General features: G+C 75.6%; 22 protein-coding genes and 1 pseudogene. 18 read left to right on the forward strand and 5 right to left on the reverse strand.

Translation table 11 applies throughout. The features are described from left to right. Positions 1 to 2: 2 nt before the first annotated feature. From ACIQVI_RS24950 to ACIQVI_RS24985, 8 genes are all read left to right on the forward strand, one after another. Positions 3 to 827, forward strand: coding sequence for an SAM-dependent methyltransferase (locus ACIQVI_RS24950; RefSeq protein ID WP_121830530.1), 825 nt, complete (start codon positions 3 to 5; stop codon positions 825 to 827). After that, a complete protein-coding gene (locus ACIQVI_RS24955) occupies positions 827 to 1,804 on the forward strand; it encodes a 3-oxoacyl-[acyl-carrier-protein] synthase III C-terminal domain-containing protein (RefSeq protein WP_403599583.1) in 978 nt (325 codons plus the stop codon). Before ACIQVI_RS24950 ends, ACIQVI_RS24955 begins: the two co-directional genes overlap by 1 nt. After that, positions 1,801 to 2,067: an acyl carrier protein gene (locus ACIQVI_RS24960; RefSeq protein WP_403599586.1), complete on the forward strand. Its 267-nt coding sequence runs from the start codon at positions 1,801 to 1,803 to the stop codon at positions 2,065 to 2,067. The genes ACIQVI_RS24955 and ACIQVI_RS24960 overlap by 4 nt, the downstream gene beginning before the upstream one ends. Further along, positions 2,064 to 2,888, forward strand: coding sequence for a hypothetical protein (locus ACIQVI_RS24965; protein WP_403599589.1), 825 nt, complete (start codon positions 2,064 to 2,066; stop codon positions 2,886 to 2,888). Before ACIQVI_RS24960 ends, ACIQVI_RS24965 begins: the two co-directional genes overlap by 4 nt. Before the next feature lie 119 nt (positions 2,889 to 3,007). Further along, positions 3,008 to 4,378, forward strand: a complete 1,371-nt coding sequence (locus ACIQVI_RS24970) for a condensation domain-containing protein (RefSeq protein WP_403599592.1) — start codon at positions 3,008 to 3,010, stop codon at positions 4,376 to 4,378. Continuing rightward, positions 4,378 to 5,436: a polysaccharide deacetylase family protein gene (locus ACIQVI_RS24975; protein WP_403599595.1), complete on the forward strand. Its 1,059-nt coding sequence runs from the start codon at positions 4,378 to 4,380 to the stop codon at positions 5,434 to 5,436. Before ACIQVI_RS24970 ends, ACIQVI_RS24975 begins: the two co-directional genes overlap by 1 nt. A 47-nt stretch (positions 5,437 to 5,483) precedes the next feature. After that, positions 5,484 to 6,791 (forward strand): MFS transporter, encoded by a 1,308-nt coding sequence (locus tag ACIQVI_RS24980; protein ID WP_351974129.1) that lies wholly within the window; start codon positions 5,484 to 5,486, stop codon positions 6,789 to 6,791. Beyond that, positions 6,772 to 7,494, forward strand: coding sequence for a 4'-phosphopantetheinyl transferase family protein (locus tag ACIQVI_RS24985; RefSeq protein WP_403599597.1), 723 nt, complete (start codon positions 6,772 to 6,774; stop codon positions 7,492 to 7,494). Before ACIQVI_RS24980 ends, ACIQVI_RS24985 begins: the two co-directional genes overlap by 20 nt. 130 nt (positions 7,495 to 7,624) lie before the next feature. On the opposite strand, the gene ACIQVI_RS24990 is transcribed toward ACIQVI_RS24985, so the two are convergent. Next, positions 7,625 to 8,008, reverse strand: coding sequence for a DUF6479 family protein (locus ACIQVI_RS24990; protein WP_351974213.1), 384 nt, complete (start codon positions 8,006 to 8,008; stop codon positions 7,625 to 7,627). 180 nt (positions 8,009 to 8,188) lie between these two features. Here ACIQVI_RS24990 and ACIQVI_RS24995 point away from each other — a divergent pair, with 180 nt between their 5' ends. Together ACIQVI_RS24995 and ACIQVI_RS25000 are read left to right on the forward strand one after the other, a co-directional pair. Continuing rightward, a complete protein-coding gene (locus tag ACIQVI_RS24995; protein ID WP_351974212.1) occupies positions 8,189 to 8,698 on the forward strand; it encodes a SigE family RNA polymerase sigma factor in 510 nt (169 codons plus the stop codon). Between the two features lie 64 nt (positions 8,699 to 8,762). Beyond that, positions 8,763 to 10,046, forward strand: coding sequence for a hypothetical protein (locus ACIQVI_RS25000; RefSeq protein WP_403599600.1), 1,284 nt, complete (start codon positions 8,763 to 8,765; stop codon positions 10,044 to 10,046). Between the two features lie 46 nt (positions 10,047 to 10,092). Here the strand turns inward: ACIQVI_RS25000 and ACIQVI_RS25005 are convergent, their stop codons facing one another. Beyond that, complete coding sequence (locus tag ACIQVI_RS25005; protein WP_403599603.1) at positions 10,093 to 11,787, reverse strand: bifunctional 3'-5' exonuclease/DNA polymerase; 1,695 nt, start codon at positions 11,785 to 11,787, stop codon at positions 10,093 to 10,095. 88 nt (positions 11,788 to 11,875) lie between these two features. On the opposite strand from ACIQVI_RS25005, the gene ACIQVI_RS25010 reads away from it, so the two are divergent. Next, complete coding sequence (locus tag ACIQVI_RS25010) at positions 11,876 to 12,451, forward strand: GNAT family N-acetyltransferase (protein ID WP_403599605.1); 576 nt, start codon at positions 11,876 to 11,878, stop codon at positions 12,449 to 12,451. A gap of 242 nt (positions 12,452 to 12,693) precedes the next feature. Here the strand turns inward: ACIQVI_RS25010 and ACIQVI_RS25015 are convergent, their stop codons facing one another. Both ACIQVI_RS25015 and ACIQVI_RS25020 read right to left on the reverse strand, forming a co-directional pair. Beyond that, positions 12,694 to 14,823 (reverse strand): ABC transporter permease, encoded by a 2,130-nt coding sequence (locus tag ACIQVI_RS25015; protein ID WP_403599608.1) that lies wholly within the window; start codon positions 14,821 to 14,823, stop codon positions 12,694 to 12,696. Beyond that, positions 14,817 to 15,671, reverse strand: a complete 855-nt coding sequence (locus tag ACIQVI_RS25020; RefSeq protein WP_403599611.1) for an ABC transporter ATP-binding protein — start codon at positions 15,669 to 15,671, stop codon at positions 14,817 to 14,819. Before ACIQVI_RS25020 ends, ACIQVI_RS25015 begins: the two co-directional genes overlap by 7 nt. A 151-nt stretch (positions 15,672 to 15,822) precedes the next feature. Between ACIQVI_RS25020 and ACIQVI_RS25025 the strand changes: the two genes are divergently transcribed. The 6 genes and pseudogenes from ACIQVI_RS25025 (at position 15,823) to ACIQVI_RS25050 (ending at position 22,062) form a co-directional block, all read left to right on the forward strand. Next, positions 15,823 to 16,965, forward strand: coding sequence for a DUF2786 domain-containing protein (locus tag ACIQVI_RS25025; protein WP_403599614.1), 1,143 nt, complete (start codon positions 15,823 to 15,825; stop codon positions 16,963 to 16,965). A gap of 149 nt (positions 16,966 to 17,114) precedes the next feature. Continuing rightward, positions 17,115 to 19,178, forward strand: a complete 2,064-nt coding sequence (locus ACIQVI_RS25030) for an FUSC family protein (RefSeq protein WP_403599616.1) — start codon at positions 17,115 to 17,117, stop codon at positions 19,176 to 19,178. A gap of 93 nt (positions 19,179 to 19,271) precedes the next feature. Beyond that, a complete protein-coding gene (locus tag ACIQVI_RS25035) occupies positions 19,272 to 19,853 on the forward strand; it encodes a hypothetical protein (protein WP_403599619.1) in 582 nt (193 codons plus the stop codon). Positions 19,854 to 19,944: 91 nt separating this feature from the next. Continuing rightward, a pseudogene (locus ACIQVI_RS25040) lies at positions 19,945 to 20,484 on the forward strand (SigE family RNA polymerase sigma factor); the annotation flags it as partial. 332 nt (positions 20,485 to 20,816) lie between these two features. Then, positions 20,817 to 21,641, forward strand: a complete 825-nt coding sequence (locus ACIQVI_RS25045) for a hypothetical protein (RefSeq protein WP_403599622.1) — start codon at positions 20,817 to 20,819, stop codon at positions 21,639 to 21,641. A gap of 208 nt (positions 21,642 to 21,849) precedes the next feature. Beyond that, positions 21,850 to 22,062: a DUF397 domain-containing protein gene (locus ACIQVI_RS25050; RefSeq protein ID WP_351973716.1), complete on the forward strand. Its 213-nt coding sequence runs from the start codon at positions 21,850 to 21,852 to the stop codon at positions 22,060 to 22,062. A gap of 61 nt (positions 22,063 to 22,123) precedes the next feature. Here the strand turns inward: ACIQVI_RS25050 and ACIQVI_RS25055 are convergent, their stop codons facing one another. Further along, the gene (locus ACIQVI_RS25055) at positions 22,124 to 22,621 is read right to left on the reverse strand and encodes an ATP-binding protein (protein WP_403599625.1); all 498 of its coding nucleotides are present in this window, start codon (positions 22,619 to 22,621) and stop codon (positions 22,124 to 22,126) included. Positions 22,622 to 22,972: 351 nt separating this feature from the next. Between ACIQVI_RS25055 and ACIQVI_RS25060 the strand changes: the two genes are divergently transcribed. Beyond that, positions 22,973 to 23,845, forward strand: coding sequence for a helix-turn-helix domain-containing protein (locus tag ACIQVI_RS25060; protein WP_403599628.1), 873 nt, complete (start codon positions 22,973 to 22,975; stop codon positions 23,843 to 23,845). Positions 23,846 to 23,914 lie beyond the last annotated feature (69 nt).

The raw sequence follows: 23,914 nt of genomic DNA on the forward strand, positions 1-23,914 counted from the left end.
CCATGGACGCTGTCTCGTACACCGCACAGTGGATGGCCGCGGCCCGCGCCGAGGAGTCCGAGCGCGAGGACGCGCTGTTCGTCGACCCGTTCGCCCGCGAACTGGCCGCGCCCCGGGGCTTCGAGCTGATTGAGCGCTACGCCGGCGGCGGTCTGCTGCCCTTCATCTCCATCCGCACCCGGTTCCTGGACGACGCCATCAAGGACGTCCTCGCCGAGAGCGGGATCCAGCAGGTCGTGCTGATCGCGGCCGGCATGGACACCCGCGCGTTCCGGCTCGACTGGCCGGACGGCACCGAGCTCTACGAGGTCGACCACGCCCTCCTGATCGCCGAGAAGCGCCGCCGGCTCCAGGCCCTCGGGGCCGAGCCCCGCGTCGACCGGCGCGAGGTCTCCGCCGACCTCACCCAGGAGTGGCTGCCCGCCCTGGAGGCCGCCGGCTTCGACCGCGACCGGCCCACCCTGTGGGTCGCCGAGGCGCTGACCTTCTTCCTCACCGAGGAGCAGGCCGCCGGACTGCTCCGGCTGCTCGCCTCCGCCTCGGCCCCCGGCAGCCACCTGGCCTTCGACATCCTCGGCCGCGCCCTGCTGCGCAGCCCGTTCTCCAAGCGCTTCCTGGACACCCTCGCCGCCGACGGCACGCCGTGGATCTTCGGCTCCGACGAGCCCGAGGAGTTCCTGACCGCGAACGGCTGGAAGACCACCGACCTGCGCGAGCCGGGCCAGCCCGGCGCCGGCGAGGGACGCTGGCCGTACGACGTCCAGCCGAGGGACCGCCGGGGCGCCAACCGGCTGTGGCTGATCCGCGCCGAGGTCGTGAAGTCCTGATGAGCCAGTCGACCACCGACCGCCGGATCACCCTGGAGCGGATCGAGTCGCACCTGCCCGAGCGCAGCGTGCGGATCGAGGAGCTGGGCGAGCGGCTCGGACTGCACCGGGCGCAGCTCGGCGTGTTCCGCAAGTTCTACGGCCTGGACCGGCTCCGGTACGACCCCGAGTTGCCGCTGCTCGACCTGCTGCGGCCCGCCGCGCGCGGCGCCCTGGCCGCCCTCCCCGAGGGCGGCCGGGTGGACTACCTGGCCTACGCCCACGTCACCCAGGCGGTCGCCCCCGCCGACGTGGACGTGGCCCGGCTGGTCGGCGACGACCTCGGGCTCGCCGACACCGAGGCCTTCGGCCTCAGCCACCAGGCCTGCGTCAGCAGCCTCGGCGCCATCGAAGTGCTCGGCCAGCTCCTCCGCGCGGAGGGCGCCGAGGGCGCGTACGCCCTCATGGTCACCGGCGAGCAGGCGTACTCCCCGGTCGTCCAGCACGTCCCCAACACCTCGATCATGGCCGACGCCGCCGCCTCCTGCCTGATCACCCTGGACGGCGAGGGGGACGTGGTCCGGTCCTTCGCCACCCGGACCCTGGGCGAGTACGCCCAGTGGCTGGAGCTGACCCCCGAGCAGAACACCGAGTTCGGGGAGCAGTACGGCAGCCGGATCGCCGAGGTCATCCACCGGGCGGTGGAGGAGGCCGGGCTGACGCTCGACGACATCGAGCTGGTCATCCCGCACAACGTCAACAAGCTGGCCTGGCGGCAGACCATCAAGGAGCTGGGGGTGGAGCCGGAGAAGGTCTTCCTGGACAACGTCCCCCGCTACAGCCACACCTTCGCCTCGGACGTCTTCGTCAACTACACCACCCTGCGCGACGAGGGCCGCCTGGTGGACGGCGCCCCCTACCTCCTCGTCTCCGTCGGCCTGGGCGCCACCTTCGGCGCCATGGTGATCACCCACCGGGCGGGGGGCGGTCCCCGATGAGCCGTCAGGAACTGATCCTCACCATCGAGAAGGCGCTCGGCGAGGTCCTGGAGCGGCCGGTCACCGGCCTCACGGAGGAGACCGCGCTCTTCGACGAGCTCCAGCTCACCTCCCTCGCGGTCCTGGGGCTCCTCATGACCGTCGAGGAGGCGACCGGGATCTCGGTCGACCCGGAGGCCCTCGACATCGACCACCTGCGGACCGTGGGCTCCTTCGCCGACTACGTCGAGGCCGCCCTCCGCGCAGAGGAGGGGACGTCATGAGCGGACTCGCCGTCCGGGCCGGGGCCTCGGTCCGCGCGCCCGAGGCCCGGGAGCCGGACGACCGGGCGGCCGCGCTCGGCTACTTCCGCGACCTGCTCGCCCCCTTCGGGGAGAAGCCGGACGAGGAGCTGTTCGACGGCGGCCGGCACGTCCGGCACCGGGACCTGGCGGACCTGCTCGTCGCCGACGAGGGCGTCGGCGGCAGCAGGCCCGACCTCCTGATCGTCACCCACGCCCTCCCGGACGTGGTGCCGTTCACCGCCGTCGCGCCCTACCTCACCGACCGCCTCGGCGGCCGGGCGGCCAACTTCGCGATCGCCCAGCAGGGCCTGGCCGCGCCCTTCACCGCGCTGCGGATCGCCTCGGCGTACGAGAAGGCGGGGCGGGCGACGGAGGTGGTGCTCGCGGTGCTCGAACAGACCACCCTGCCGACGCCCTTCCCGCTGGTACGGGACACCCCGCTGACCGACTCGGCCGCCGCGCTCGTCCTCGGGACCGGGGCGGACGACGGGGACGGGAACGGGGACGGCCTCCGGTTCGTCCGGGCGCACTCGGCCGGATCGCCGGCGGACGCGCTCGACCGGGAGCCCGCCGGGGACGACACGCTCCTCGTCCTCGGCCCCTGGGTCGACGGGGACGTCCCCGGGCACACCGGTCCGGTGCACCGGGTGGCCCCGGGCGGCTACTGCACCAGCGTCTGGCTGGACCTCGCCGACCACTGGCGGGAGTGGGCGCGGGACCACCGGCGGATCGTGCTGTGCGACACGGACCCGCGCTCCGGCCGTACGCACACGGCGCTCTTCGCGGGCGGCGGGGCGTAACTCCCTTACTCCGGCGGGCCGTCGCACCCCCGCCCCCACCAGGGGGCGCGACGGCCCGCCGGGCGACCGGCGCACGAGCAGATGACCCACGAGGCACCCGAAGGGAAGGCTGGAACACCATGACCACGGCTGAGGAGCGGACCATCAGGCTGGACTCCGCACGGGCCGGGAGAGGCCCGGCGACCTGGGGCCAGCGGGCCATCTGGGGCGTCGTCACCCGGCTCGGCGACGACGCCCCCCGGTACAACCTGCCGGTCCACCTCCCCGTCTCCCCGCCCCGCCCGGTGGACCGCGTGCTCGCGGACCTGACCGAGCTGCTGCTGCTCCACGACAGCCTGCACACCCGCTTCCTGCCGGACGGCGAGGACGGACTCGAACAGGTCGTGGACGGCAGCGGGGAACTCCCGGTGGAGATCCGCACGGGCCCGGCGGAACGCTCCGGGGAGGACGGCGCCGCCCTCCTCGGCGAGCTGGCCGGACGCCCCTTCGACCACACCCGGGAATGGCCCCTCCGGGTCGGCCTGATCGAGTCCGGCGGCCTGGTCCACCGGCTCGTCCTGGCCGGGGCCCACACCGGCATGGACTACTGGGGCCTCGGCCGGCTCCTGCGCGACCTGGAGTCCGTCCAGGCCGGGGAGACCGCCGCGTCGCTGCGCGCGTCGCGCCCCGCCCTCCAGCCCCTGGAGGCCGCCGACGTCCAGGCCTCGCCGCTCGGCCGCCGCCGCGACGAGGCCGCCCGCCGCTACTGGACCGATCAGCTCACCGCGGGCCCCCGGCGGATCTTCCGGGAGCCCGCGGCGCCGGAGCTCGCGGACGACCCGGACCGCCGGTTCCCCAACGCGCTGCTGCGCTCGCCCGCCCTCGCGGTCGCCGTCGGGCGGGTCGCGGCGGAGCTGGAGGTCAGCGACGCCGCCGTGCTCCTCGGGGCGGCCTCCCACCAGCTCGCCCGGATGTCCGGGAGCGCCGACGTGCTCTTCCAGGTCGTGGTGGGCAACCGCTTCCAGCCGGCCGCCGCCGCCTCGGTCAGCACGGTGGCGCAGGAGGCGCTGTTCCGCCTCACCGACGCGGACCGGGACTTCGAGGACGCGGTGCGCCGGACGCGGTCCGTCGCCTTCAGCGCCTTCCGCCACGCCGCGTACGACAAGTGGGCGCTCGACCGCGAGGTGGCGCTCCTCGTCGAGAAGGGGGAGGCGGCCGACCACTCGTACTGGTGGAACGACACCCGCGACCCCGGCGTCGGGCCCTTCGACGGGGTCGAGCGGCCGAAGGCCGCGCTGAGCGAGCTGATCGGCCGCACCGAACTGCGCTGGCCCACGGAGTTCCCCGCCCGCAGGAACGTCTCGGCGGCGGTGGACGTGCTGACCGCCCCGGGCGCCCTGGACCTGGCCATGACCGCCGACCCGGCCGTGATCGACCGCGCGGGCATGGAGGGGTTCCTGCGCGGGGTCGAGCGGCTGATCGTCGCCGAGGCGATCGCGCTGGGGGACTGATGACACCGCTGACGAAGAGGTACGCGGGGATCGCCTGGACCGACGCGGGCTACCGGGTCGAGGTCCTGGACGGCGCCGGGCGCGCCGTGACGGAGCCGCGCGACTGGGGCGCCGCCCGGGTCGCCGAACTCATCGCCTGGCTGCGGGACCTCGACGGCGGCCCGGCCCCGGCCGTGGTCCTGGACAGCACCAACGGCCTGCTCGACGGCCCGATGACGGCCGCCGGCCTGGAGGTCCACCGCGCGGACCCCTGGCTGCTCCCGCCCCGGCCGCGCTTCGGCTCCGTCACGGCCCGGCAGCTCGCGGAACAAGCCCTGGCCACGCCCGGCGAACTCGCCCGGGTGACCGCCGAGGGCGGCACCCTGACCGGCCGCGCCGAGGAGTACTTCGAGGGCGTACGGCTCGGGGAACCGGCCCAGAAGGCCCTGACGGCGGCCGGGCGCTGCTTCGAGCACGGCCGCCGGGACGTCCCGAAGGTGGCGCTCACCTTCGACGACGGCCCCGACCCGGTCTTCACCCGGCAGGTCCTGGAGATCCTGGACCGCTACGGGGCCCGGGCCACCTTCTTCTGCGTCGGCCACCACGTCGCCGCGCTGCCCGACGAGGTCCGCCGGATCGTCGCGGGCGGCCACGGCCTCGGCAACCACTCCTGGTCGCACCCCTTCCTGTTCGACCTGACGCCGGAGCAGCTGCGCGAGCAGATCGACCGCACGACGGAGGAGCTGGACCGGGTGGCGGGCGAGGCCCCGACCTGGTTCCGGCCGCCGTACGGCGCGCTGAGCCCCGGGGTCCTCGCCGCCCTGGAGGAGCACCCGGCCACCCTGACGATGTGGGACGTCGACGCCCGCGACTGGTCGAGGCCGGGGCCCGAGCAGATCGCCAAGACCGTCCTGGAGGGCGTCGGCCCCGGCTCGGTGGTGCTGATGCACGAGGGCGCCGGGGACCGCAGCCAGACCGTGGCGGCCCTCCCGGCGATCGTCGAGGGCCTGCTCGAACGCGGCCTGCAACCCGTCCCGCTGGCGGAGCTCGCCGCCCCGCCCGGCCCCGCGGGCCACTGAACCCCCGCACCGCGCACCGCGACCAACGACCGGAGGACTGAAGGGTCATGGAAGAACGCTTGGCAGAACCCGCGGAGGCGGCGCCCCCGCCCGTGAAGGACGGGTCCGGCGAAGGGCCGCCGCCGGGAGCGCGGGCGACGGGACCGTCCCCGGACGAGCCGGCGATCTGGTCCCGCAACTTCCGGTACTACTTCGTCGCCCGCAGCTCCGGCCTGCTCAGCTGGGCCATGCTGCCGGTCGCGGTCGCGGCCGGACTGCTCAGCGGCGGCTACGGCCTGGACACCGCCGGGTACTCGATGGCCTTCCTGGTCGCGCCGTTCGCCGGCCTGGTGCTCTTCGGCGGGGTGCTCGCCGACCGGTTCACCGCCCGCCGGATGATGATCATCGCGGACCTGGCCAACCTCACCGCCCACGTCCTGCTCGCCCTCCTCTTCATCCACGGCATCGACCACCTGTGGCAGCTGTACGCGCTGCTCGTGGTCGCCGGCACCGCCAACGCCCTGTTCCAGCCGGGCGCCTCCTCGACCGTCCCCCTGGTCTCCCGCGACGTCCAGGGCGCCAACGGCGTGCTGCGCACCTCCGAGGCGATCACCGGCCTCGGCGGCCCGGCCCTGGCCGGCACCCTGGTCGGCTTCGGGTCCACCGGCTGGGTCATGGTGATCTCCGCCGTCGCCTACGGCACCAGCGCGATCTGCCTGTTCGCCCTCCGGCTCGGCGTGGTGCCCGCCCCGCCGGCCGGCGAGGGCCTGTGGCGCAACCTGGCCGTCGGCTGGCACGAGTTCCGCTCCCGCAGCTGGCTGTGGGGCGTCATCCTGATCTGGATGTTCTACGCGGTGCTCTCCTGGGGGCCGCAGCTGTCGGTGGCCGCCGGCGTCATCGTGCCCGAGCACGGCGCGCGGGCCTTCGGCCTGATCAACGCCGCCCTCGGCGCCGGAACCGTGGCCGGCGGGCTCCTCGCGATCCGCTACAAGCCCCGGCGGCCGCTCGCCGCCGGTGCCGTGGCGATGATGGCGTACCCGCTCTACCCGCTCGGCATCGTGCTCGGCTGGCCGGTGTGGCTGCTCATCGCCGCCCAGATCCTGGTCGGCGCCGGGATCGGCGTCTGGGGCGTCATGTGGGCCACCAGCGTGCAGACCCAGGTGCCGGGCGAGGTCCTCAACCGGGTCCACGCCTACGAGGTCGCGGGCTCCGTCGGCATGTACCCGATCGGCAGCGCGCTCGCCGGGCCCGCCGTCGGCGCGTTCGGCACCGACACGGTCCTCGTGGTGGGCGTCGTGGTCTCCTTCCTCACCGCCTCCGCCCTCCTGGCGGCCCGCCCGATCCGCACGCTGCACCGTGTCCCGGACCGCGTCTGACCGGTCCCGTACGCCCCTGTCCGGCCGGATCCGCACGCCCGTCGACGGCGTGCACCACCTGGCCGCCCGGAACGCGGAGGTGCTCGGCACGCTGCCCGTCGCCGCCGCGGACCGGGCGGCCGCCGCCGGGCTGCCGCCGTGGCGCGCGGCGGAGCACCTGGCCTCGCGGACGCTGCTGCGGTTCCTGCTGCGGGAGACCGGCGCGGACGCCGGGGACGGGCCGGTCGGCGCGCTGCCGGGCGGCCGCCCGCACCTGCCCGGCCGGCCCGGCCTGGGGGTGAGCCTCTCGCACTCCTCGGGCTGGGTCGCGGCGGCCGTCGGCCGGGGCCGGGACGTCGGCGTCGACGTGCAGGTCCCGGCCGCCGTCGGCGACCGGCTGCTGCGGCTCTGCTGCGCGCCCGGGGACGCCGACGTCCTGGCCGCCCTGCCCGAGGCGGCGCGCAGGTCCGGCTTCGCCCGGGTCTTCGCCGTCCAGGAGGCCTGCGTGAAGGCCGTGGGGAAGGGCCTCTCCGGCCGCCCCTGGACCGTCCCCGTGCCCCTCGGCGCGCGGACGGGCACCTGGAACGGCGTCCACTGGTCCGCCCCTCACGACGACGATGACGACCGAGACGGGGACGACCGCGACGCGGTACCGGTGGCCTGCGCCTGGACCGTACCGGCGGCGCCGGTGCCGGAGCGGGTCGGAAGACGGGGAGGGTCCTGACCCGTACGGCGGCCCGGCCCGCGACGGCCGCGCGCCGCACGGGCCGGTCCGCACGCGGGCGGACGGATCCGGCGGCGGGGGCGCGTGCCCCGCCGCCGGATCCCGGTCCCGCGTGCGTCAGCTCGCCGGTTCAGTCGCCGTGGCCGGTGCCTCCGCTGCCGAAGCCGCCGCTGGAGATGCCGCCCCACTTGCGCTTCTCCTCGTCCGGCGGCTGGGGCGAGGTCTCCGTGCCGGAGTGGTTGAGCTGGTACGGCATGAGGCGGTGCTCGGCGTCCGTCCGCGGCATCTCGGCCCCCTGCCGGTACTCGGTCGCCTCGCCCGGCAGGGCACCGTCGTCCGGCCGGTGCGGCTGCTCCTCGGGCTTCGGCGGCGCCGGTTCGCGGTTGCGGACCCGGAAGCCGAACCAGAAGGCGCCGAGGAGGACGGCGACGACGACGAGCCCGCCGAGAACCTGTGCCAGACCGGACTGCCAAACTCCAGCCGCCAGGTTCTCTGCTGCGCTGAGAGTGTTCATATCTACGGATTACCCGATTCCGCTTCTTTGGATGCGCCGGGCGGAGATCTCTTCGGATTTATCTGAAACATCTGCGGGCCCCCACGGCGTCAAGAGGGTGTACGACGACCACACGACGTGACCGATACGGCGTGACCGAAACGGCGTGACCCAGGCGACGTGACCGAGACGAGGAGGGGCATGAGAAAGTCCCGCGCGAACGAGTTCCTGGAGTTCGCCTCCGCCCGCTCGGGACCCCTCTACCGTTCGGCGTGCCTGCTGACCGGCGGGGACACCCACCTCGCCGAGGACCTCACCCAGGAGACGCTGGGCCGGATGTACGCCCTGTGGGGCCGCGTGGCACGGATCGGGAACCCCGCCGCGTACGCCCAGACCGTGCTCGTCCGCACCTTCCTCAGCCACCGGCGGCGCCGCTCGGCCACCGAGCGCCCGCTCGGCGAGCTGCCGGACCGCGTCTCCGACTCCGGCGCGGACCCGGCGCTCCGGATCGCGCTCCTCGACGCCCTCGCCGGGCTCGCGCCCAAGGACCGGGCGGTCGTCGTGCTGCGCTACTGGGAGGACCGCAGCATCGAGGAGACCGCCGCGGCCCTGCACGTCAGCTCCGCCGCGGTCCGCACCCGGTCCGTACGGGCCCTCGCCAAGCTGCGGGAACGGCTCGGCGGCAGCCTCGCCGAGTTCGCCGTCCACTGACCCGGACCTCCCGCACCCCTCTCCCACGTCCCTTCCCGCCCCGAACCCGAGACGGTGATCCCGCATGTCCCGAACCGAAGGCCCCCGGCACGAGAACCCCCCGCACGACGGCTTCGAGGAGGAGCTCGGCGCGGTCCTGCGCCGCACCGGCGACGGCTTCGCCGCCGACGACCGGCGCGGGCTCGTCGAGGGCGGCCTCCGGCGCGGCCGGCGCCGCCTGATGCGCCGGAGGCTCGCGGTCACCGGCAGCGCCCTCGCGCTCGTCGCCATGGGCGTCGGCGGGGTGTACGGCGGCCTGCTCTTCGGCCCCACCGGAGCGGTGGACACCGCGTCCGTGGCGGGGGAGCCGACCTCCGCCGCCGAACCCACCGGCCCGCTGCCGGACATGGCGCGGATCCCGGTCAAGGAGGCAGCGGCCGTCCTCAAGGCCCACACCCCGGCCGGACAGTGGACGTTCGACGGCGAGAACGGGCTGGGCCAGGGCGTCCTCGGCGTGTACGACGACGGGAACGGCAAGGCCGCCGTCACCGTCTTCCTCTCCCGCTCCTTCGGCCCCGGCGAGGCGGGCGAAGGCCTGGTCGCCTGCCCCGACAAGGCCCACGACCCCGACGTCGAGTGCGCCACCGAGACGATCCCCGGCGTCGGCCGGCTCATGCGCCTCCAGGGGTACGAGTACCCCGACCGGCGCGAGGAGACCAAGAACTGGCGGGCGACCCTGCTCACCGAGGACGGCTTCATCGTCGACGTGAACGAGTACAACGCCGCCGCCGAGAAGGGCGCCCCGATCAGCCGGGAGAACCCGCCCTTCACCCTCACCCAGCTCAAGGCCCTCGTCACGGCCGACGCCTGGAAGCCGCTGCTCGCCAAGCTGCCCGATCCGGCGCGGCCGAGCACGCCGCCGAGCGTGCCCGACGAGCCCTCCGGCGAGGCCGTCCGGACCACCCTGCGCTCCCTCCTCCCCGAGGGACTGGAGGTGAAGGACGAGGGCAGGGTGGACGACTACGGCTACTTCCACCTGCTCGTCGACGACGGCAAGGGCATCGGCTTCGTCGAGATCAACGTCCAGACCGGCATGGAGGAGGTCGCCGAGCACCTGCACGCCACCGGGGCCACCACCCTGCCCGACGGCCGTCTGGTCGGGGTCACCGAGGGGGTCGCGGAGAAGGGCGGCGACGGCGTCGTCGTCCGGACCGTCGACACCCTCACGCCCGAGGGCTTCCGGGTCGTGATCACCACCCTCAACTCCGACGGGTACCGGGCTCCCGCCACGCGCGCCGAACCCGCCCTGACCGTCGAGCAGTTGAAGGCGATCGCGCTGAGCCCGAAGTGGCAGAAGCCGATCAAGTAGGCCCGTGGCGAGAGGCGTACGGGGGTGAACCCGGCCCCCGTACGCCCTACTTCGCGTCCGAGTACCGCTCCACCGTCGCCGTCGTGAACGGGAACCGCACCGGGGTGTCCCCGAAGGTGATCCTGCCCGCCTCGTCCCCGGCCGCGCGGATCGCCTCCGTGACGGCCTCCGCCTCCTCGGCCGGGCAGTGCACGATCACCTCGTCGTGCTGGAAGAAGACCAGCTCCGCCCGCATCCCGGCGAGGGAGCGCCGCAGGGCCGCCAGCATCAGGAGCGCCCAGTCGGCGGCGCTGCCCTGGACGACGAAGTTGCGGGTGAAGCGGCCCCGCGCCCGGGTGTTCCCGGAGGCGTACCCCGGGGTGAACTCGCCTTCCTCCACGACCGGTTCCTCCCCGCCCTCCTGGGGCAGGCCCGCCTCGTCGGCGTCGCGCGCGCCGACCGCGGGCGGGCTGGTCCTGCCGAGCCAGGTCCGGACGAGCCGGCCCTCCTCGCCCGCCTTCGCCGCGTCGTCGACGTACCCCACGGCGAGCGGGAAGCGGCGCCGCAGCGCCGCCAGGTTCTTCAGGCCGTCGCCGCTGGTCTGCCCGTAGATCGCGCTGAGGAGCGCGAGCTTGGCGTGCTCGCGGTCGCCGGAGAAGGCGCGGGCCGACAGCCGCGTGTACAGGTCGTCGGGGTGGCCCGCGACCTCCATCAGGCCCGGGTCGCGGGAGATCGCCGCGAGGACGCGCGGCTCCATCTGGTCGGCGTCGGCCACGACGAGCCGCCAGCCCTCGTCGGCGACCACGGCCCGCCGGATCACCTTCGGGATCTGGAGCGCCCCGCCGCCGTTGGTCGTCCAGCGCCCGCTGACCGTGCCCCCGGGCAGGTACTCCGGCCGGAAGCGGCCGTCCCGCACCCAGTCGGCCAGCCAGGACCAGCCGTGCGCCGTCCAGATCCGGTACAGCTTCTTGTACGCGATCAGCGGCTCCACCGCCGGGTGGTCGACCCGCGCCAGCTCCCAGCGGCGCGTGGAGGCCAGCTTGACGCCCGCCTGCCCGAAGGCCTTGACCACGTCGGCGGGCAGGTCGGGCCGGACGCGCCGGCCGAGGGCCGCGGACACCTCGCCCGCGAGCTCGGCCAGGCGGCGCGGCTCGCCCCCGCCCGCGTACCGCTCGCCCAGCAGTTCGTTCAGCAGCTCCCGGTGCACGTCGGCCCGCCACGGCAGCCCGGCCCGCTGCATCTCGGCGGCCACCAGCATCCCCGCCGACTCGGCGGCCACCAGCAGCCGCATCCTGCCCGGGTGCTCGACCCGGTCGTGGCGGCGGAGCTGCTCCGCGTAGACCGCGAGGAGCCCCTCGAAGGACACGGGGGCCACCCGGCGCGGCTCGAACAGCGAGTCCTGCGAGCCCGGTTCGGCGGTGCGGGGCGGCGGGTCGGGCGGCACCGGACCGTTCCGCAGGCGCGCCCAGGCCGCGGCCGCCGAGCGGGGCTCGCCGAGCCGTCCCTCGGCCCCCAGGAGCAACTGCTCGGCGTCCTCCACGTCGTAGCACCGCTCGACCCGCACCCCGGCGGCGAGCAGCCGCGGATACACCTCGGCCGTCGACCGCCACACCCACCGGGCCACCTCCGGCCGGTCCCGCACGGCCGCCACCAGGTCCGGCTCGCGCCGCACCGGCCCGGCGGGCGTCCCGTCCGGGCCGAGGGGCGCGAGCAGCGCTCCGTCCCCCTCCTCCTCGGCGGCCAGCGCCCACCTCTCGCTCATGCGGCCGAGTCTGGCAGCCACCACTGACAAACGCGGGACCCCTACGCTGTGGCGCGGTCACCGGATCGGCACGTGGAGGGGGAGGACGATGTACACGAGGTCCCTGGGGGACGACGGGGCGGAGCTGTGCCCGCTCGAACCGTGGCAGGCGGACGAGTTCCTGGCGCACATGGACCGGGGGCGGGAGTTCATCGGCGCGCGCAACGCGCTCCCGGACGTCGTCACCGACCTGGAGTCCAGCCGGGCCTTCCTGCGCCTGTACGCGGAGAGGACGGCGGCCGACACCGGCCGCATCCACGGCATCCGGCTCGACGGGACCCTGGTCGGCGCCGTCATCCTCCGGACGCTCGACACCGCGAACGGCACGGCCGAGGCGGGCTGCTGGCTGGAACCGGCCGCGACGGGCCGGGGCCTGGTCACCCGGGCGGCGCGGGCGCTCGTCGACTGGGCGATCGAGGCGCGCGGCATCCACCGGGTGGAGTGGGTCGTCTCCTCCGACAACGCCCCGAGCATCGCCGTGGCCCGCCGCCTCGGCATGACCCGGGACGCGGTCCTCCGCGAGAGCCACTCCCACCGGGGCCGCCGCCACGACGAGGAGGTCTGGTCGGTCCTGGCGGGGGAGTGGCGGTCGGCGAAGGCGGTGAGGGCGGCGAGGGCGGCGTAGCCGCCGGGGACGAGCGCCTGGGACTGGGACCGGGGCCGGACCCCGGACCGGCGGGGCGGGTACGGAGCCCGGACCGGGGCGGTGACCCGGCTCCGACCCCGGTCACCGCCCCGTCGTCCCACCATGGCCGGTCGGCGGACCGGGCGCCACGCGGGGGAGCCCTTTCAGGTCCGGCGGGCGCCAGGCAGGGAGCCCTTCAGGTTCTGGCGGAGCCCCGCGTCAGGCCCGACGCCGGGAGCCTTTCAGGTCCTGGGAGCGCCCCGTGTCAGGCGCCACGCCGGGAGGGCCGAGGCGGTGATCGCGACCGTCGCGCACACGCCCGTCGCCGTGCCGACCGCCGTCCAGGGCAGGACCAGGGCGACCGGGGCCGAGAGGGCCGCCAGGCCCGCGCCCAGGGTGCCGAGGACGGCCGCCGTCACCGCGAGGCCCAGGACCGCGCCGATCGCGACGGCGAGCGCCGCCTCGCCCGTCACCACCCGCAGGACCTGGGTCCTGGTGGCCCCGGCGAGCCGCAGCGAGGCCAGTTCCGGGCCCCGCACCGAGGTGGCCATGAGCAGGGTGTTCGCCAGGCCGATCACCGTGTAGACGAGGGCGATGCCCAGGACGAGGACCATGCCGAGCCGGGTCTGCGGGCTGCTCGCGGGCCGCTCGGCCGCCGCCCACGCGTCGGCGGTCGCGACGGTCCCGCCGCTCGCCTCCAGGGCCCGGACCGTCGCCGCCCCGCCGCCGCGCGCCTCGATCCGGTCGAGGGCGGCGCCCGGCGCGTTCGCCCGGGTGACGTACGGCCCGTTGTCGCCGGTCCCGCGCGCGAGGACGGCCGCGACCCGGAGCCGTACCGGACCGCTCCCGTCCGCCCGCCACACCTCCACCGGCTCGCCGACCCGGCGCCGCTCGAACTCCTCGTGGACGACGATCGACCGGTCGTCCAGGTCCCGCAGGTCCCCCGCGACCACCGGGAGCCGGGCGAGCTCCGCGAAGGCGGCCGGGTCGGCGACCGCCCGCGCCCCGTACTTCACGACGGCCTCCGCCCCGTCCCGTACGAAGACGGAGGTCGCCCCGCTGGCGGAGACGACGGCCCCGGCCGGGACCGCCGTCACCGGCCGCAGGTCCGTCCCGCTCGCCACGTGCGCGGCGGCCGTGTGCTCCCGCGTCTCCACCCCCTTCGCGCGCGTGACGCCCGCCGCCGCGCCGAAGAGGGACCCGGCGAGGGCCACGGTCACCAGGACGGGCGCGGCGACGGCGGCGGTGCGGCGGACGGAGGCCGCGGCGTTCTCCCGTACGAGCGTCCCCACGGCCCCCCGGAGCCGTACCGACCGGGCCACGGGCCGGACGAGGAGCGGTGCGAGGGGCGCGGTGCCGCCGATCAGGAGCAGGGGGAGGGTCGTGTACGTCTTCCGCTTGAGCAGCTCGGACGGCTCGGTCGCGCAGGTCCAGACGAGCAGCCCCAGACCGGTCAGGAGCAGCGCCGCGCCGGTCAGGGCCCGGCCGGCGGGCAGGACGTCGGCGTCGACGTCCGCGTCGCGCAGGGCGGCCTCCGGGCCGGTCCGTCCGGCCCGGAGGGAGGCGGCGAGGGCCCCGGCGAGGGCGACGGCCGGGCCGGTCCAGAAGGCGGCGTGGTACGGCCAGGAGGCCCCGCCGATCGTGAACCACGCGGGCGCGAGGCCCCCGTCGACGAGGATTCGGGCGAGCAGGGGAGCGGCCGGGGCGCCCAGGGCGCATCCGGCGGCGGAGGCGAGCGTGCCGAGCACGGCGGCCTCGGCGAGGAGGAGGCGCCGGACCTGCCCGGGGGTGGCCCCGGCGGTCCGCAGGAGCCCGAACTCGCGGCGCCGCAGCGCGACGGCGAACGCGAACGTCGACGCGACGACGAAGACGGAGACGAAGGCGGTGACGCCGCCGGAGGTGCCGAGGAGGGCGTTCAGGGAGGTCAGCGCGCGGGCGTCCCGCTCGGGGTCGGGGTCGGCGCGCACCCGCTCGGCCCCGGTGAGGACTTGGGCCCGGGCGCCGACGAGGGCCCGGACCGGGCCGGCGGGGGCGTCGACGCCGACGGCGTCGGAACCGCCCGCCGCGGTGACGGCCCACCGGGCGCGCAGCTCGCGCAGCAGCCCCGCGTCCACAGGCTGTGGACGGTCGAGCCGCCGCTCCACCGGTACGGTGCCGGGCCCGCGCCGCACGTCGAGCACCAGCCGGTCGTGCCCCATGACGACGACGGGCGAGGAGGCGAACCGTTGAGGAGAACGCTCGGGCGCGTGAGAAGTGGCGGCCAGCCCGAGCCCGGTGACGACGAGCAGCCCGACCCCGAGCGCGAGCGCGACGAACCCTCCGAGGAGGGAGGCCCAGCGGGCCCGGAGCCCGGAGAGGAGGAGGGTCAGCACGGGGCGCCTCCGGCGGAAGCGACGGCGTCCCGACCCTGCGGGGCCCGGGTCTCCGAGGCCCTCCGGGTCTGCCCGGCCCCGCACCCCTCCCGGGTCTCCCCGGCCCCCCATCCCTCCGGCGCCGCCGTCCTCGCCGCGACCGTCTCCACCGCAGGACCGTGCAGTTCGGCCGCCACGCGGCCGTCGACCAGGAAGACCACGCGGTCCGCGCGGGCCGCCGCCACCGGGTCGTGGGTGACCATGACGAGCGTCCGGCCGTCCCGGTCGACCAGGTCCCGCAGTAGGTCGAGGACCTCGCGGCCGGTCGTCGAGTCGAGCGCGCCGGTCGGCTCGTCGCAGAACAGGACGGCCGGCCGGGTGATCAGGGCCCGGGCGAGCGCGACCCGCTGCCGCTGGCCGCCGGACAGCTCGCCCGGCCGGTGCCGTTCGCGTCCGGCGAGGCCGACCCGGGCCAGGGCCTCCCGGACCTCCGCGCGGGACGGCCGGCGGCCGGCGAGCCGGAGCGGCAGGGCCGTGTTCTGCGCGGCGGTCAGGGAGGGCAGCAGGTTGAAGGACTGGAAGACGAAGCCGATCCGGTCCCGCCGCAGCAGCGTCAGGCGCCGCTCGCTCAGCCCCTCCAGGGAGGTCCCGCCGATCTCCACGGTCCCGGAGGTCGGCCGGTCGAGACCGGCGGCGCACCGGAGGAGCGTGGACTTGCCGGAGCCCGAGGGGCCCATGACGGCGGTGAAGGTCCCGGCCCGGAAGTCGAGGTCGACGCCGTCGAGGGCGCGGACGTCCCGGTGGTGGCGGGTGAGTCCCCGGAGCCGTACGGCCACGGCGGCGGGGGCGCGGGTGTCGGTTGCGGTCATGGACCCAGCGAACCGTTTCCGCCGCCCCCGATCACGACCACTGGCGGGCGTCCCGGGGGTAGGGCCAGGCCCACCCCCGGGAGGCGGGGCTGAGACCATCGGAGGGAGACGGGGACGGACGCACGGACGAGGAACGGGACGCGAGGACGGCGTGGGCACCACCATCGACAAGGCCTTCGAGGCGCTGTACGCGAGCGACGACGGGTCGCTCGACACGGCGGCCTCGCTGCTCGCCGCCGACCGGGGCGCGGACGCGGAACTGGTCCGGCGCGGCGAGGAGTTCGTGAGGACGCTGTGGGGGCGCGGCTGGCAGCCCGCCGACCTCGTCCGGGCGGCCCGCCGGGACCTCGCGGACGAGCACGTACGGCTCCTCGCGGGGCTGATCAGGACGGAGACGGCGGGGTACGGGCGGCTGCCGCGCCGCTGGGAGGCGCAGCTGGACGGGCTCCCCGACGGCCCCGGCCGCCCGGCGGACCGCTTCTCGTACGCGACGGCCGTCCTGGAGCTGTACCGGCTCCTCGTCCGGCTGCCCCGCCTGGACGCGGTCGGCCCGGCGCCGGGGGAGGCGCTGCCGCCGCCGGTGGCGGGGGAGCCCCGGATGCTGGGCCGGATCAGGGCGCTGCTCGCGAAGGCCGAGGCGACCGGCTATCCGGAGGAGGCGGAGGCGCTGACGGCCAAGGCGCAGGAGCTGATGGCCCGGCACAGCCTGGACGAGGCGACCCTCGCGGCGGGAGCGCCGTCCCCGGAGACGCCCGGCGCGCTGCGGATCGGGGTGGACCCGCCGTACGAGCAGGCGAAGGCGATCCTGCTGGACGCGGTGGCGACGGCGAACCACTGCCGGGCGGTGTGGAACGAGGCGTACGGCTTCTCGACGGTGGTCGGCTTCGAGACGGACCTGGACCCGGTGGAGCTGCTCTACACCTCGCTGCTGGTGCAGGGGACGGCGGCGATGACGCGGGCGGAGGCGGAGCAGCGGGCGGGCGGCCGCAAGCGCACCAAGGCCTTCCGGCAGTCCTTCCTCCTCGCGTACGCGAACCGGCTGGGCGCCCGGCTCTCGGCCACGTCCCGCCGGGTGGCCGCCGAGGCCCCGACCCTCCTCCCGGCCCTCGCCTCCCGCGAGGCCGCCGTCACCACCCGCACGGACGAGCTCTTCCCCGAGACCCGCACCACCCGCGTCCGCGCCGCCTGGGACGAAGCGGGCTGGACCCACGGCGCGACGGCCGCCGACCGGGCGACCCTCCACCCGGAACGCCGCCGGGTGGAGGACGCCTCCCGAAACCCGTCCGCCGGGTAGCCCCGGGGGCCCGGCTCCCCTGTGAGGTCCCGGTTCCCGGAGGCCTCCGGTCCTGGAGGGCCCGCGCTGCGGGGAGACCAGGTCCCTCCGGAGCCCCGCTCCGGAGCCGGTGACCTATTCATGGTGAATCATGGCGATACGCTTCCCGCATGAGCTGGCTCCGGGCGTTGAAGGGGACCGCCCGCTCCGGCCTCACCGTCGAGCGGCGGCGGCTGGAGCCGTGGGGGGCGGCGCGGGGCGCGCTGGGGCTCGCGCTCGTCGTCGGGTTCTCGCTCGCGCTCTTCGGGCCCACCGTCGCCGTCTCCTCCGCCTTCGGCGCCTTCCAGGCGGCCATCGCCACCTTCCAGCGCTCCTGGCGCCCCCGCCCCACCCTCGCCCTCGCCTCCGGCGCCAGCCTCGCCGTGTCGACCTTCATCGGCTACCTCACCGGCGCCCACGACGGGCTCTTCCTCGCCCTCCTGCTCCTCTGGACGTTCCTCTCCGGCCTCGCCTGGGCCGCGGGCCCGACCGCCGGCCTCATCGCCTCCTCCAACGTGGCGATGATGCTGGTCACGGTCACCCTCCCCACCTCCGTCGCCACCGCCGCCGGCCACGCCGCCGTGATCTTCGCGGGCGGCGTCGTCCAGGCCGCCCTCGTCGCCCTCCTCCCGGTCCGCCGCTGGGGCGCCCAGCGCGACGCCCTCGCGGACGCGCTCACCGCCGAGGCGGACTACGCCCGCCGCCTGCGCCACGACCCGGTCGCCCCCTTCGACCCCGTCCCGCTCATGACCGCCCGCAACGCCGCCGCCGTCACGCCCCGCCAGGCCCGCCGCCGCCCGGCCGAGCTGCACGGCTCCCGGGGCCTCGCCGAACGCATCCGCCCCGTCCTGGCCTCCCTCGCCGACCCGGCCGTCGGCGTCCCGGGGGAGGGGCCGCAGCGCGACCGGGTCCGGGAGCTGCTCGACGCCGCCGCCTCCGTCCTCGACGCCGCCGCGCTCGCCATCCGCCACGGCGACCCGGTCGTCCTGCCCGCCCCGGCCCTCGCCGCCCTCCGCACCCCCGACACCGGCTCCGTCCTCACCGGCCCGCCCCGCCGCGCCGCCGTCCGCCTCGCCGCCCTCCTCGGCGACGTCCTGGAGACCGCCGACCCGCACGCCGAGACCCCGGTCCGCACGGGCGTGGCCCGCTCCCGGCCGACCCTCACCCGCCTCGCCCCCCTCGTCCTCGCCCGGGTCCGCGCCGAGCTGCGCCACGAGTCCCCGGTCCTGCGCCACGCGATCCGCGTCTCGGTGGTCACCGCCGCCGGCTACCTCCTCGGCACGGTCCTCCCCTTCGGCCACGGCTACTGGGCCCCGATGGCCTCGGTCATGGTGATGCGCCCGGACTTCTCGCAGACGTACGCCCGCTCCGTGGCGCGCTTCGGCGGCACCCTGGTCGGCGTGGGCCTCGCGACGGCGGTCGTGCGCTCGGCCCACCCGGACGCGTACCTCTCCGCCGGACTCGCGGTGCTCTGCGCCTTCGGCATGTACCTGCTGATGCGGACGGGGTACGCGGCGAGCCAGGTCTGCGTCTCCGCGTACGTCGTCTTCCTGCTCGGCACGGCCGGCGAGGGCGTCGACCAGACCGTACGGGAGAGGGTGCTGCTCACCCTCCTCGGCGGGCTCCTCGCGATGCTGGCGTACGCCGTCTACCCCGCCTGGGAGACGCCCCGGCTGCGCGGCCTGCTCGCGGACTGGCTGGAGGCGATCGGGCGGTACGCGGCGGTCGTCGCCGCCGGATACGCCGAACCGGCCGGTCCGGCCGACCCCGTCGTCCGCGAGGCGCTCCTGCGGACCCGCGCCGCCCGGATCGCCTGGCAGGAGGCGCTGGACCGCGCGGCCCACGAGCCGGTACGTCACCGGGGGCTCTCGCACGCGGCGGTGGAGCAGGCCGAGCACGCGCTCGGGGAGTTCGGCCGGGTCGCGATGCTCATGGAGGCGCACCTGCCCGACCGCGACGCCGCGCCCCTCCCGTACGCCGCCGCCCTCGCCGGATCCCTGCGCCGGTCGACCGAGCGGGGCGCGAAGGAGCTGCGGGAGCGCGCGGAACCGCGCTGGGACGACCTGCGGGAGACCGTCGACGCCTGGTCCGACGACCCGCCGGACCACTTCCTGCTCCACAAGGGCGCCGTCCTGCTCCTGGAGAGCCTGGACGAGCTCGCGACCGCCCTCGCGGAGACCGCGCCGGGCCGCTGATTCCGGCGGCACGTCATCCGTCGGCGGGGCGGGCGGAGTTGAGAGGGGTGAGGGGCGCGGACGGCTGCGCCCCCGGACCCCGGGAGCACTCGGATGAGGAAGTACCTGTCGGCCGCGGCCGGCGTCACGGCCGTCGCGGCCGCCCTGGCCCTGGCGGCCCCGTCGGCCGTGGGCGCGTCCGCCCGGCCCGCCGCCGCCCCGGCCCCGGCCCCGGTCACCGCGCAGGCGAAGGCCGCCCCCGCCGCCACCCCCGCCCCCACCCCGATCCGCACGGTCCGCCCCGGCGAGCGCGTCGACGCCGGACGGGGCTACACCGTCTGGCTGACGAAGAAGGGCAAGCACTGGTCGGATCCGGACGGCTTCGAGAACTTCCGCAGCGTCGTCGACGGCAACATCGACCGCTCCGAGCCCGGCGTCAGCCACCAGAGCGAGGGGACCGCCGCCGGCGTCTTCCACTCGGGCCTCTACTACGGCACCACCAAGGCCGGACGCGTCGAACTGACCGACTCCCGGGGCCGCAAGACCGTCGCCACGCTCCTCTCCCTGCCCGGCCGTTCCGACTGGGGCGTCTGGTACGCCCACACCCGGCCGGCCGCCGGCGGGGACGGCGTCGGCGTCGCGCTGTACGACCGCCGGGGCGCGCTCCTGGCCGACCTGCCGGCCGGACCCTTCTGATCCGCCCGCCCCTGACGCGCGGCGGGGCCCGGCACGGGGCGGGCCCCGCCGCGTACCCTTCCCGTCTCCACCGATCGCGAGGTCCGTCACCGTGCCGCACGAGTCCGCCACCGCGACCCCAGGGCCGGACGGGTCCGCCGACGACGACGGCTTCGCCGCGTTCGCCGTCGCCGCCTGGCCCCGCCTCGTCCGCACGGCCCAGCTCTTGACCGGCGACTTCCACGAGGCCGAGGACCTGGTGCAGACGACGCTCGCCAAGGTCTACGGCCGGTGGCGGCGGGTCCCCCGGGACGAGGTCGACCTCTACGTCCGCCGCGCCCTGATCAACAACAACCTCAGCCGGATCCGCCGGAAGCGGGTCGTCCACTTACTCACCCCGGTCCTGCCGGACTCCCTCCGCCACACCTCCGGGGGCCACGCCGAGGCGGTCGAGCAGCGCACCGCGCTCTTCGCCGCCCTCGCGGACCTCACGGCCCGTCAGCGCGCCGTGATGGTGCTCCGGTACTGGGAGGACCTGACGGAGTCGGAGACGGCAAGCGTCCTCAACTGCTCGATCGGCACGGTCAAGTCCCACGCCCGGCGCGGCCTGACGGCCCTGCGGTCCCACCCCCGACTCGCCACCACCCCGGAACCCGACGGCGCCCGCGCCTCCGGCTCGGGCCGCGCCTTCGACTCGGTCCGCGACTTCGGTCCCGGCCCCGGATCCGGCCGCGCCTCCGCCTCCGGCCGTGCCGTCGACCCCGCCTCCGCCTCAGGCCGCGACTTCGGCCCCGGCCGCGACTCCGCCCGCGCCTCCGGCCCGGGCCGTGCCTTCGACTCGGGCCGCGACTTCGGCCCCGCCCGCACCCCCGGCCCCGCATCCACCCCCGGTCGCGCCCCCGGCCCCGACTCCGCGCCCGGCCCCGACTCCGCCCGCCAACCCGCTCCCTTCCCGCCCTCCCCCGCTCCCTCCGGAGTCCGCCGATGACCCCCGATCCCGCTCCCGACCCGGCTTCCGACCCCGCACCCGACCCCGTCCCTTCCCCGCCGGGTTTCTCCCCCGACGGCGGTGACGAGGACCGCGTCCGGGGGCTCCTCGCGCGGGCCGCCCTCGGCGTCGCCCCCGGGCCCGTCCCCCTGGCGGCCGTCCGGCGGGCGGGTCTGGCGCGGCGGCGGCGCCGGGCGGCGGGCCTGTCGGCGCTCTCGGTGCTGGGGACCGCCGCGACCGTCGCGGCGGTCGTGGTCCTGACCCCCGTACGCCCGGCGCCGTCCGTCCCCGGCCCGGGGCCCGGCCCCGACCGCATCGCCGCGCCGCCGAGCACGTTCCCGCCCCCGGCCCCCGACCCGGCCCCGTCCTCGTCGTCGCCCCGGCCCCCGGACCCGGACCCGCCCCTGCCCCCGGACCCGACGCCGGTCCGGGTGGTGGCCCCCGGCGAGCGCGTCGACGCCGGACGGGGGTACACCGTCTGGCTGACGGAGGAGGGCAAGCACTGGTCGGATCCGGACGGCTTCGAGAACTTCCGCAGCGTCGTCGACGGCAACATCGACCTCTCCGACGCCGGCGTCAGCCACCAGAGCGAGGGGAGCGCCGCGGGCGCCTTCCACTCGGGGCTCTACCACGGGACCCGTACGGTGGGGCGGGTCGAGCTGACCGACGCCGGGGGCCGTACGATCCTCGCGACCCTCCTCGAACTGCCCGGCCGGCCCGGCTGGGGCGTCTGGTACGCGCACACCGGAGCGGGCGCCGGGGAGGTCTCCGTGGAGCTGTACGACCGGGCGGGAGACCGGCTCGGCGACGGCCCGGTCTGAGACCCGGTCCGGGACCCCGGTCCGAGGGCCCCGGAACGGCATACCGGCAGGTGGCACGCTCTGTCGCGTAGCCGCTACGCCACCCCCCGTGCACGTGCATCTGCTCATGCAGTGGCATATGAACACAGCTATGATCCGAGGAAGTTGACACCTGCACCAAGCAACTCGGGAGCTACCAGTGCATCCTGCGCATCACGCGTACAACGGCATGGCGGCCACGGAGCTGCTGGATGTCGTGTGGCAGAAGAGCAGGCACAGCAACTCCCAGGGCTCGTGCGTGGAGTTCGCGAAACTTCCCGGGGGAAACGTTGCCGTCCGCAATTCCCGTCATCCCGACGGGCCCGCGCTCGTCTACACGCCCGCCGAAATAGAGGCGCTCCTGCTCGGCGTGAAGGACGGGGAGTTCGACCACCTGGTGTGAGCGGTACGCGACGCGCGTGAGGGCCCCGGCGGTGACCGCCGGGGCCCTCACGCACGCTTCCCTACTCCGGGCCGACCCGGAACAGCGCCCAGACGACCTTGCCCCGGAGCGTCCCCGCCAGCGGGTGCCAGCCCCAGCTGTCGCTGAACGAGTCCACCAGGAACAGGCCGCGCCCCGACTCGGCGGCGAAGTCCTCCTCGCCGCCGCGCGCCTCCGGGCTCTCCACGCTGGGGTCGCGCACGGCGCACACCAGGCGCGAGGCCCAGCGCATCAGGTGCAGGCGGACCGGCGGGTTCAGGCCGTCCTCCGGACACGCGTCCGAGGGCACCGCGTGGCGCAGCGCGTTGGTGACGAGTTCCGAGACGACCAGGGCGACGTCGTCGAAGCGCTCCGAGAGGTCCCAGCGGTCGAGCGTCGTGCTGGTGAACTTCCGGGCCCCGCGCACGGCTTCGTACCGCGCGGGAAGGGCGCAGGACGCGGAGGTGGAGACGGCGCCGGGATCGATCGGCGGAAGGCCCTGCCGTAACGGCTCGAGCACGGTCGATCCATTCGTCCCCATGCGAGGCACTCCCGGGAATCGCGACTGTGGTGCGACAACACGACAACACGAACGAGTACGCGGCTGCGCGGGCCCCATGGTTCCGAATGCGCCTCCCGGATGCAAGGGCAGATGCACGTGCACGCGCCGGACCTGTCCTTTCCTGTGCCTAATCTGTGCATAAGTCGTCCGCCCGGAGTCGCTTACCGGAAGGAAACTTCCCCCGATCCGTACGTCCCGTGTCCACGGATGCCCGGAACTCGCCGCCTTTCCGTAATCGAATGTGTACGCGCTGAAGCGTTTGGTGGCAGAATCCGGGGCTCGACGGGGGAATCGACGGGGGGTCGACACCGTAAAGGGGAGGCTGGGGCCGTGACCGCAGGCGAATCGGTCGGAGCGAGCGGGAGCGTGGTGCGGCGCATCCTGCTGGGCTCCCAGTTGAGGCGGCTGCGCGAGTCGCGCGGAATCACCCGCGAAGCGGCCGGCTACTCGATCCGCGCGTCCGAATCCAAGATCAGCCGTATGGAGTTGGGACGGGTGAGCTTCAAGGCCAGGGACGTCGAGGACCTGCTCACGCTCTACGGCGTCGGCGACGAGGCCGAGCGCGGCGCCCTCCTCGGGCTCGCCCGCGAGGCCAACGTCGCGGGCTGGTGGCACAGCTTCGGCGACGTCCTGCCGGGCTGGTTCCAGACGTACATCGGGCTCGAAGGCGCCGCCTCCCACATCCGCGTCTACGAAGTGCAGTTCGTCCACGGCCTGTTGCAGACCGAGGAGTACGCCCAGGCCGTCGTCACCCGGGGGATGCCCGACGCCCCGCGCGCCGAGATCGACCGCCGGGTCGCCCTCCGGCTCGAACGCCAGAAGGTCCTCGTCTCCGAGCGTGCCCCGAAGCTCCACGCCGTCCTCGACGAGGCCGCGCTGCGCCGCCCGTACGGCGACCGGGCCGTCATGCGCGGCCAGTTGAAGCACCTCATCGAGGTCTCCGAGCACCCCGGCGTCACGCTCCAGGTCATGCCCTTCAGCTACGGCGGCCACGCCGGCGAGAGCGGCGCCTTCACCATGCTGAGCTTCCCCGAGTCCGACCTCTCCGACGTCGTCTACCTGGAGCAGCTCACCAGCGCCCTCTACCTCGACAAGCGCGAGGAGGTCGCCCAGTACCGGCGGGTCATGGAGAAGCTCCAGCAGGACGGGCCGGATCCGGCCGAAAGCCGGGACATCCTCCGGGGCCTCCTCCAACTCTCCTGACACATCAGTACGATGACGCCACATCAGGCGTACGGGATTCGTACATCAGTCGCATCGCGCGGGTAGCGG

The sequence above is a fragment of the Streptomyces sp. NPDC098101 genome (genome assembly GCF_044760185.1).
In the GTDB taxonomy this organism is placed as follows: Bacteria; Actinomycetota; Actinomycetes; order Streptomycetales; family Streptomycetaceae; genus Streptomyces.

Excerpts from the sequence above, each read along its gene's own strand:
- ACIQVI_RS25035 (WP_403599619.1), top strand. The coding sequence starts at position 19,272 with ATGAGGAAGTACCTGTCGGCCGCGGCCGGCGTCACGGCCGTCGCGGCC.
- ACIQVI_RS24995 (WP_351974212.1), top strand. The coding sequence starts at position 8,189 with ATGAGAAAGTCCCGCGCGAACGAGTTCCTGGAGTTCGCCTCCGCCCGC.
- ACIQVI_RS25020 (WP_403599611.1), bottom strand. The coding sequence starts at position 15,671 with ATGACCGCAACCGACACCCGCGCCCCCGCCGCCGTGGCCGTACGGCTC.
- ACIQVI_RS24960 (WP_403599586.1), top strand. The coding sequence starts at position 1,801 with ATGAGCCGTCAGGAACTGATCCTCACCATCGAGAAGGCGCTCGGCGAG.
- ACIQVI_RS24950 (WP_121830530.1), top strand. The coding sequence starts at position 3 with ATGGACGCTGTCTCGTACACCGCACAGTGGATGGCCGCGGCCCGCGCC.
- ACIQVI_RS24955 (WP_403599583.1), top strand. The coding sequence starts at position 827 with ATGAGCCAGTCGACCACCGACCGCCGGATCACCCTGGAGCGGATCGAG.
- ACIQVI_RS25045 (WP_403599622.1), top strand. The coding sequence starts at position 20,817 with ATGACCCCCGATCCCGCTCCCGACCCGGCTTCCGACCCCGCACCCGAC.
- ACIQVI_RS24980 (WP_351974129.1), top strand. The coding sequence starts at position 5,484 with ATGGAAGAACGCTTGGCAGAACCCGCGGAGGCGGCGCCCCCGCCCGTG.
- ACIQVI_RS24975 (WP_403599595.1), top strand. The coding sequence starts at position 4,378 with ATGACACCGCTGACGAAGAGGTACGCGGGGATCGCCTGGACCGACGCG.
- ACIQVI_RS25030 (WP_403599616.1), top strand. The coding sequence starts at position 17,115 with ATGAGCTGGCTCCGGGCGTTGAAGGGGACCGCCCGCTCCGGCCTCACC.
- ACIQVI_RS25005 (WP_403599603.1), bottom strand. The coding sequence starts at position 11,787 with ATGAGCGAGAGGTGGGCGCTGGCCGCCGAGGAGGAGGGGGACGGAGCG.
- ACIQVI_RS25055 (WP_403599625.1), bottom strand. The coding sequence starts at position 22,621 with ATGGGGACGAATGGATCGACCGTGCTCGAGCCGTTACGGCAGGGCCTT.
- ACIQVI_RS24970 (WP_403599592.1), top strand. The coding sequence starts at position 3,008 with ATGACCACGGCTGAGGAGCGGACCATCAGGCTGGACTCCGCACGGGCC.
- ACIQVI_RS25010 (WP_403599605.1), top strand. The coding sequence starts at position 11,876 with ATGTACACGAGGTCCCTGGGGGACGACGGGGCGGAGCTGTGCCCGCTC.
- ACIQVI_RS24990 (WP_351974213.1), bottom strand. The coding sequence starts at position 8,008 with ATGAACACTCTCAGCGCAGCAGAGAACCTGGCGGCTGGAGTTTGGCAG.
- ACIQVI_RS25000 (WP_403599600.1), top strand. The coding sequence starts at position 8,763 with ATGTCCCGAACCGAAGGCCCCCGGCACGAGAACCCCCCGCACGACGGC.
- ACIQVI_RS24965 (WP_403599589.1), top strand. The coding sequence starts at position 2,064 with ATGAGCGGACTCGCCGTCCGGGCCGGGGCCTCGGTCCGCGCGCCCGAG.
- ACIQVI_RS25050 (WP_351973716.1), top strand. The coding sequence starts at position 21,850 with ATGGCGGCCACGGAGCTGCTGGATGTCGTGTGGCAGAAGAGCAGGCAC.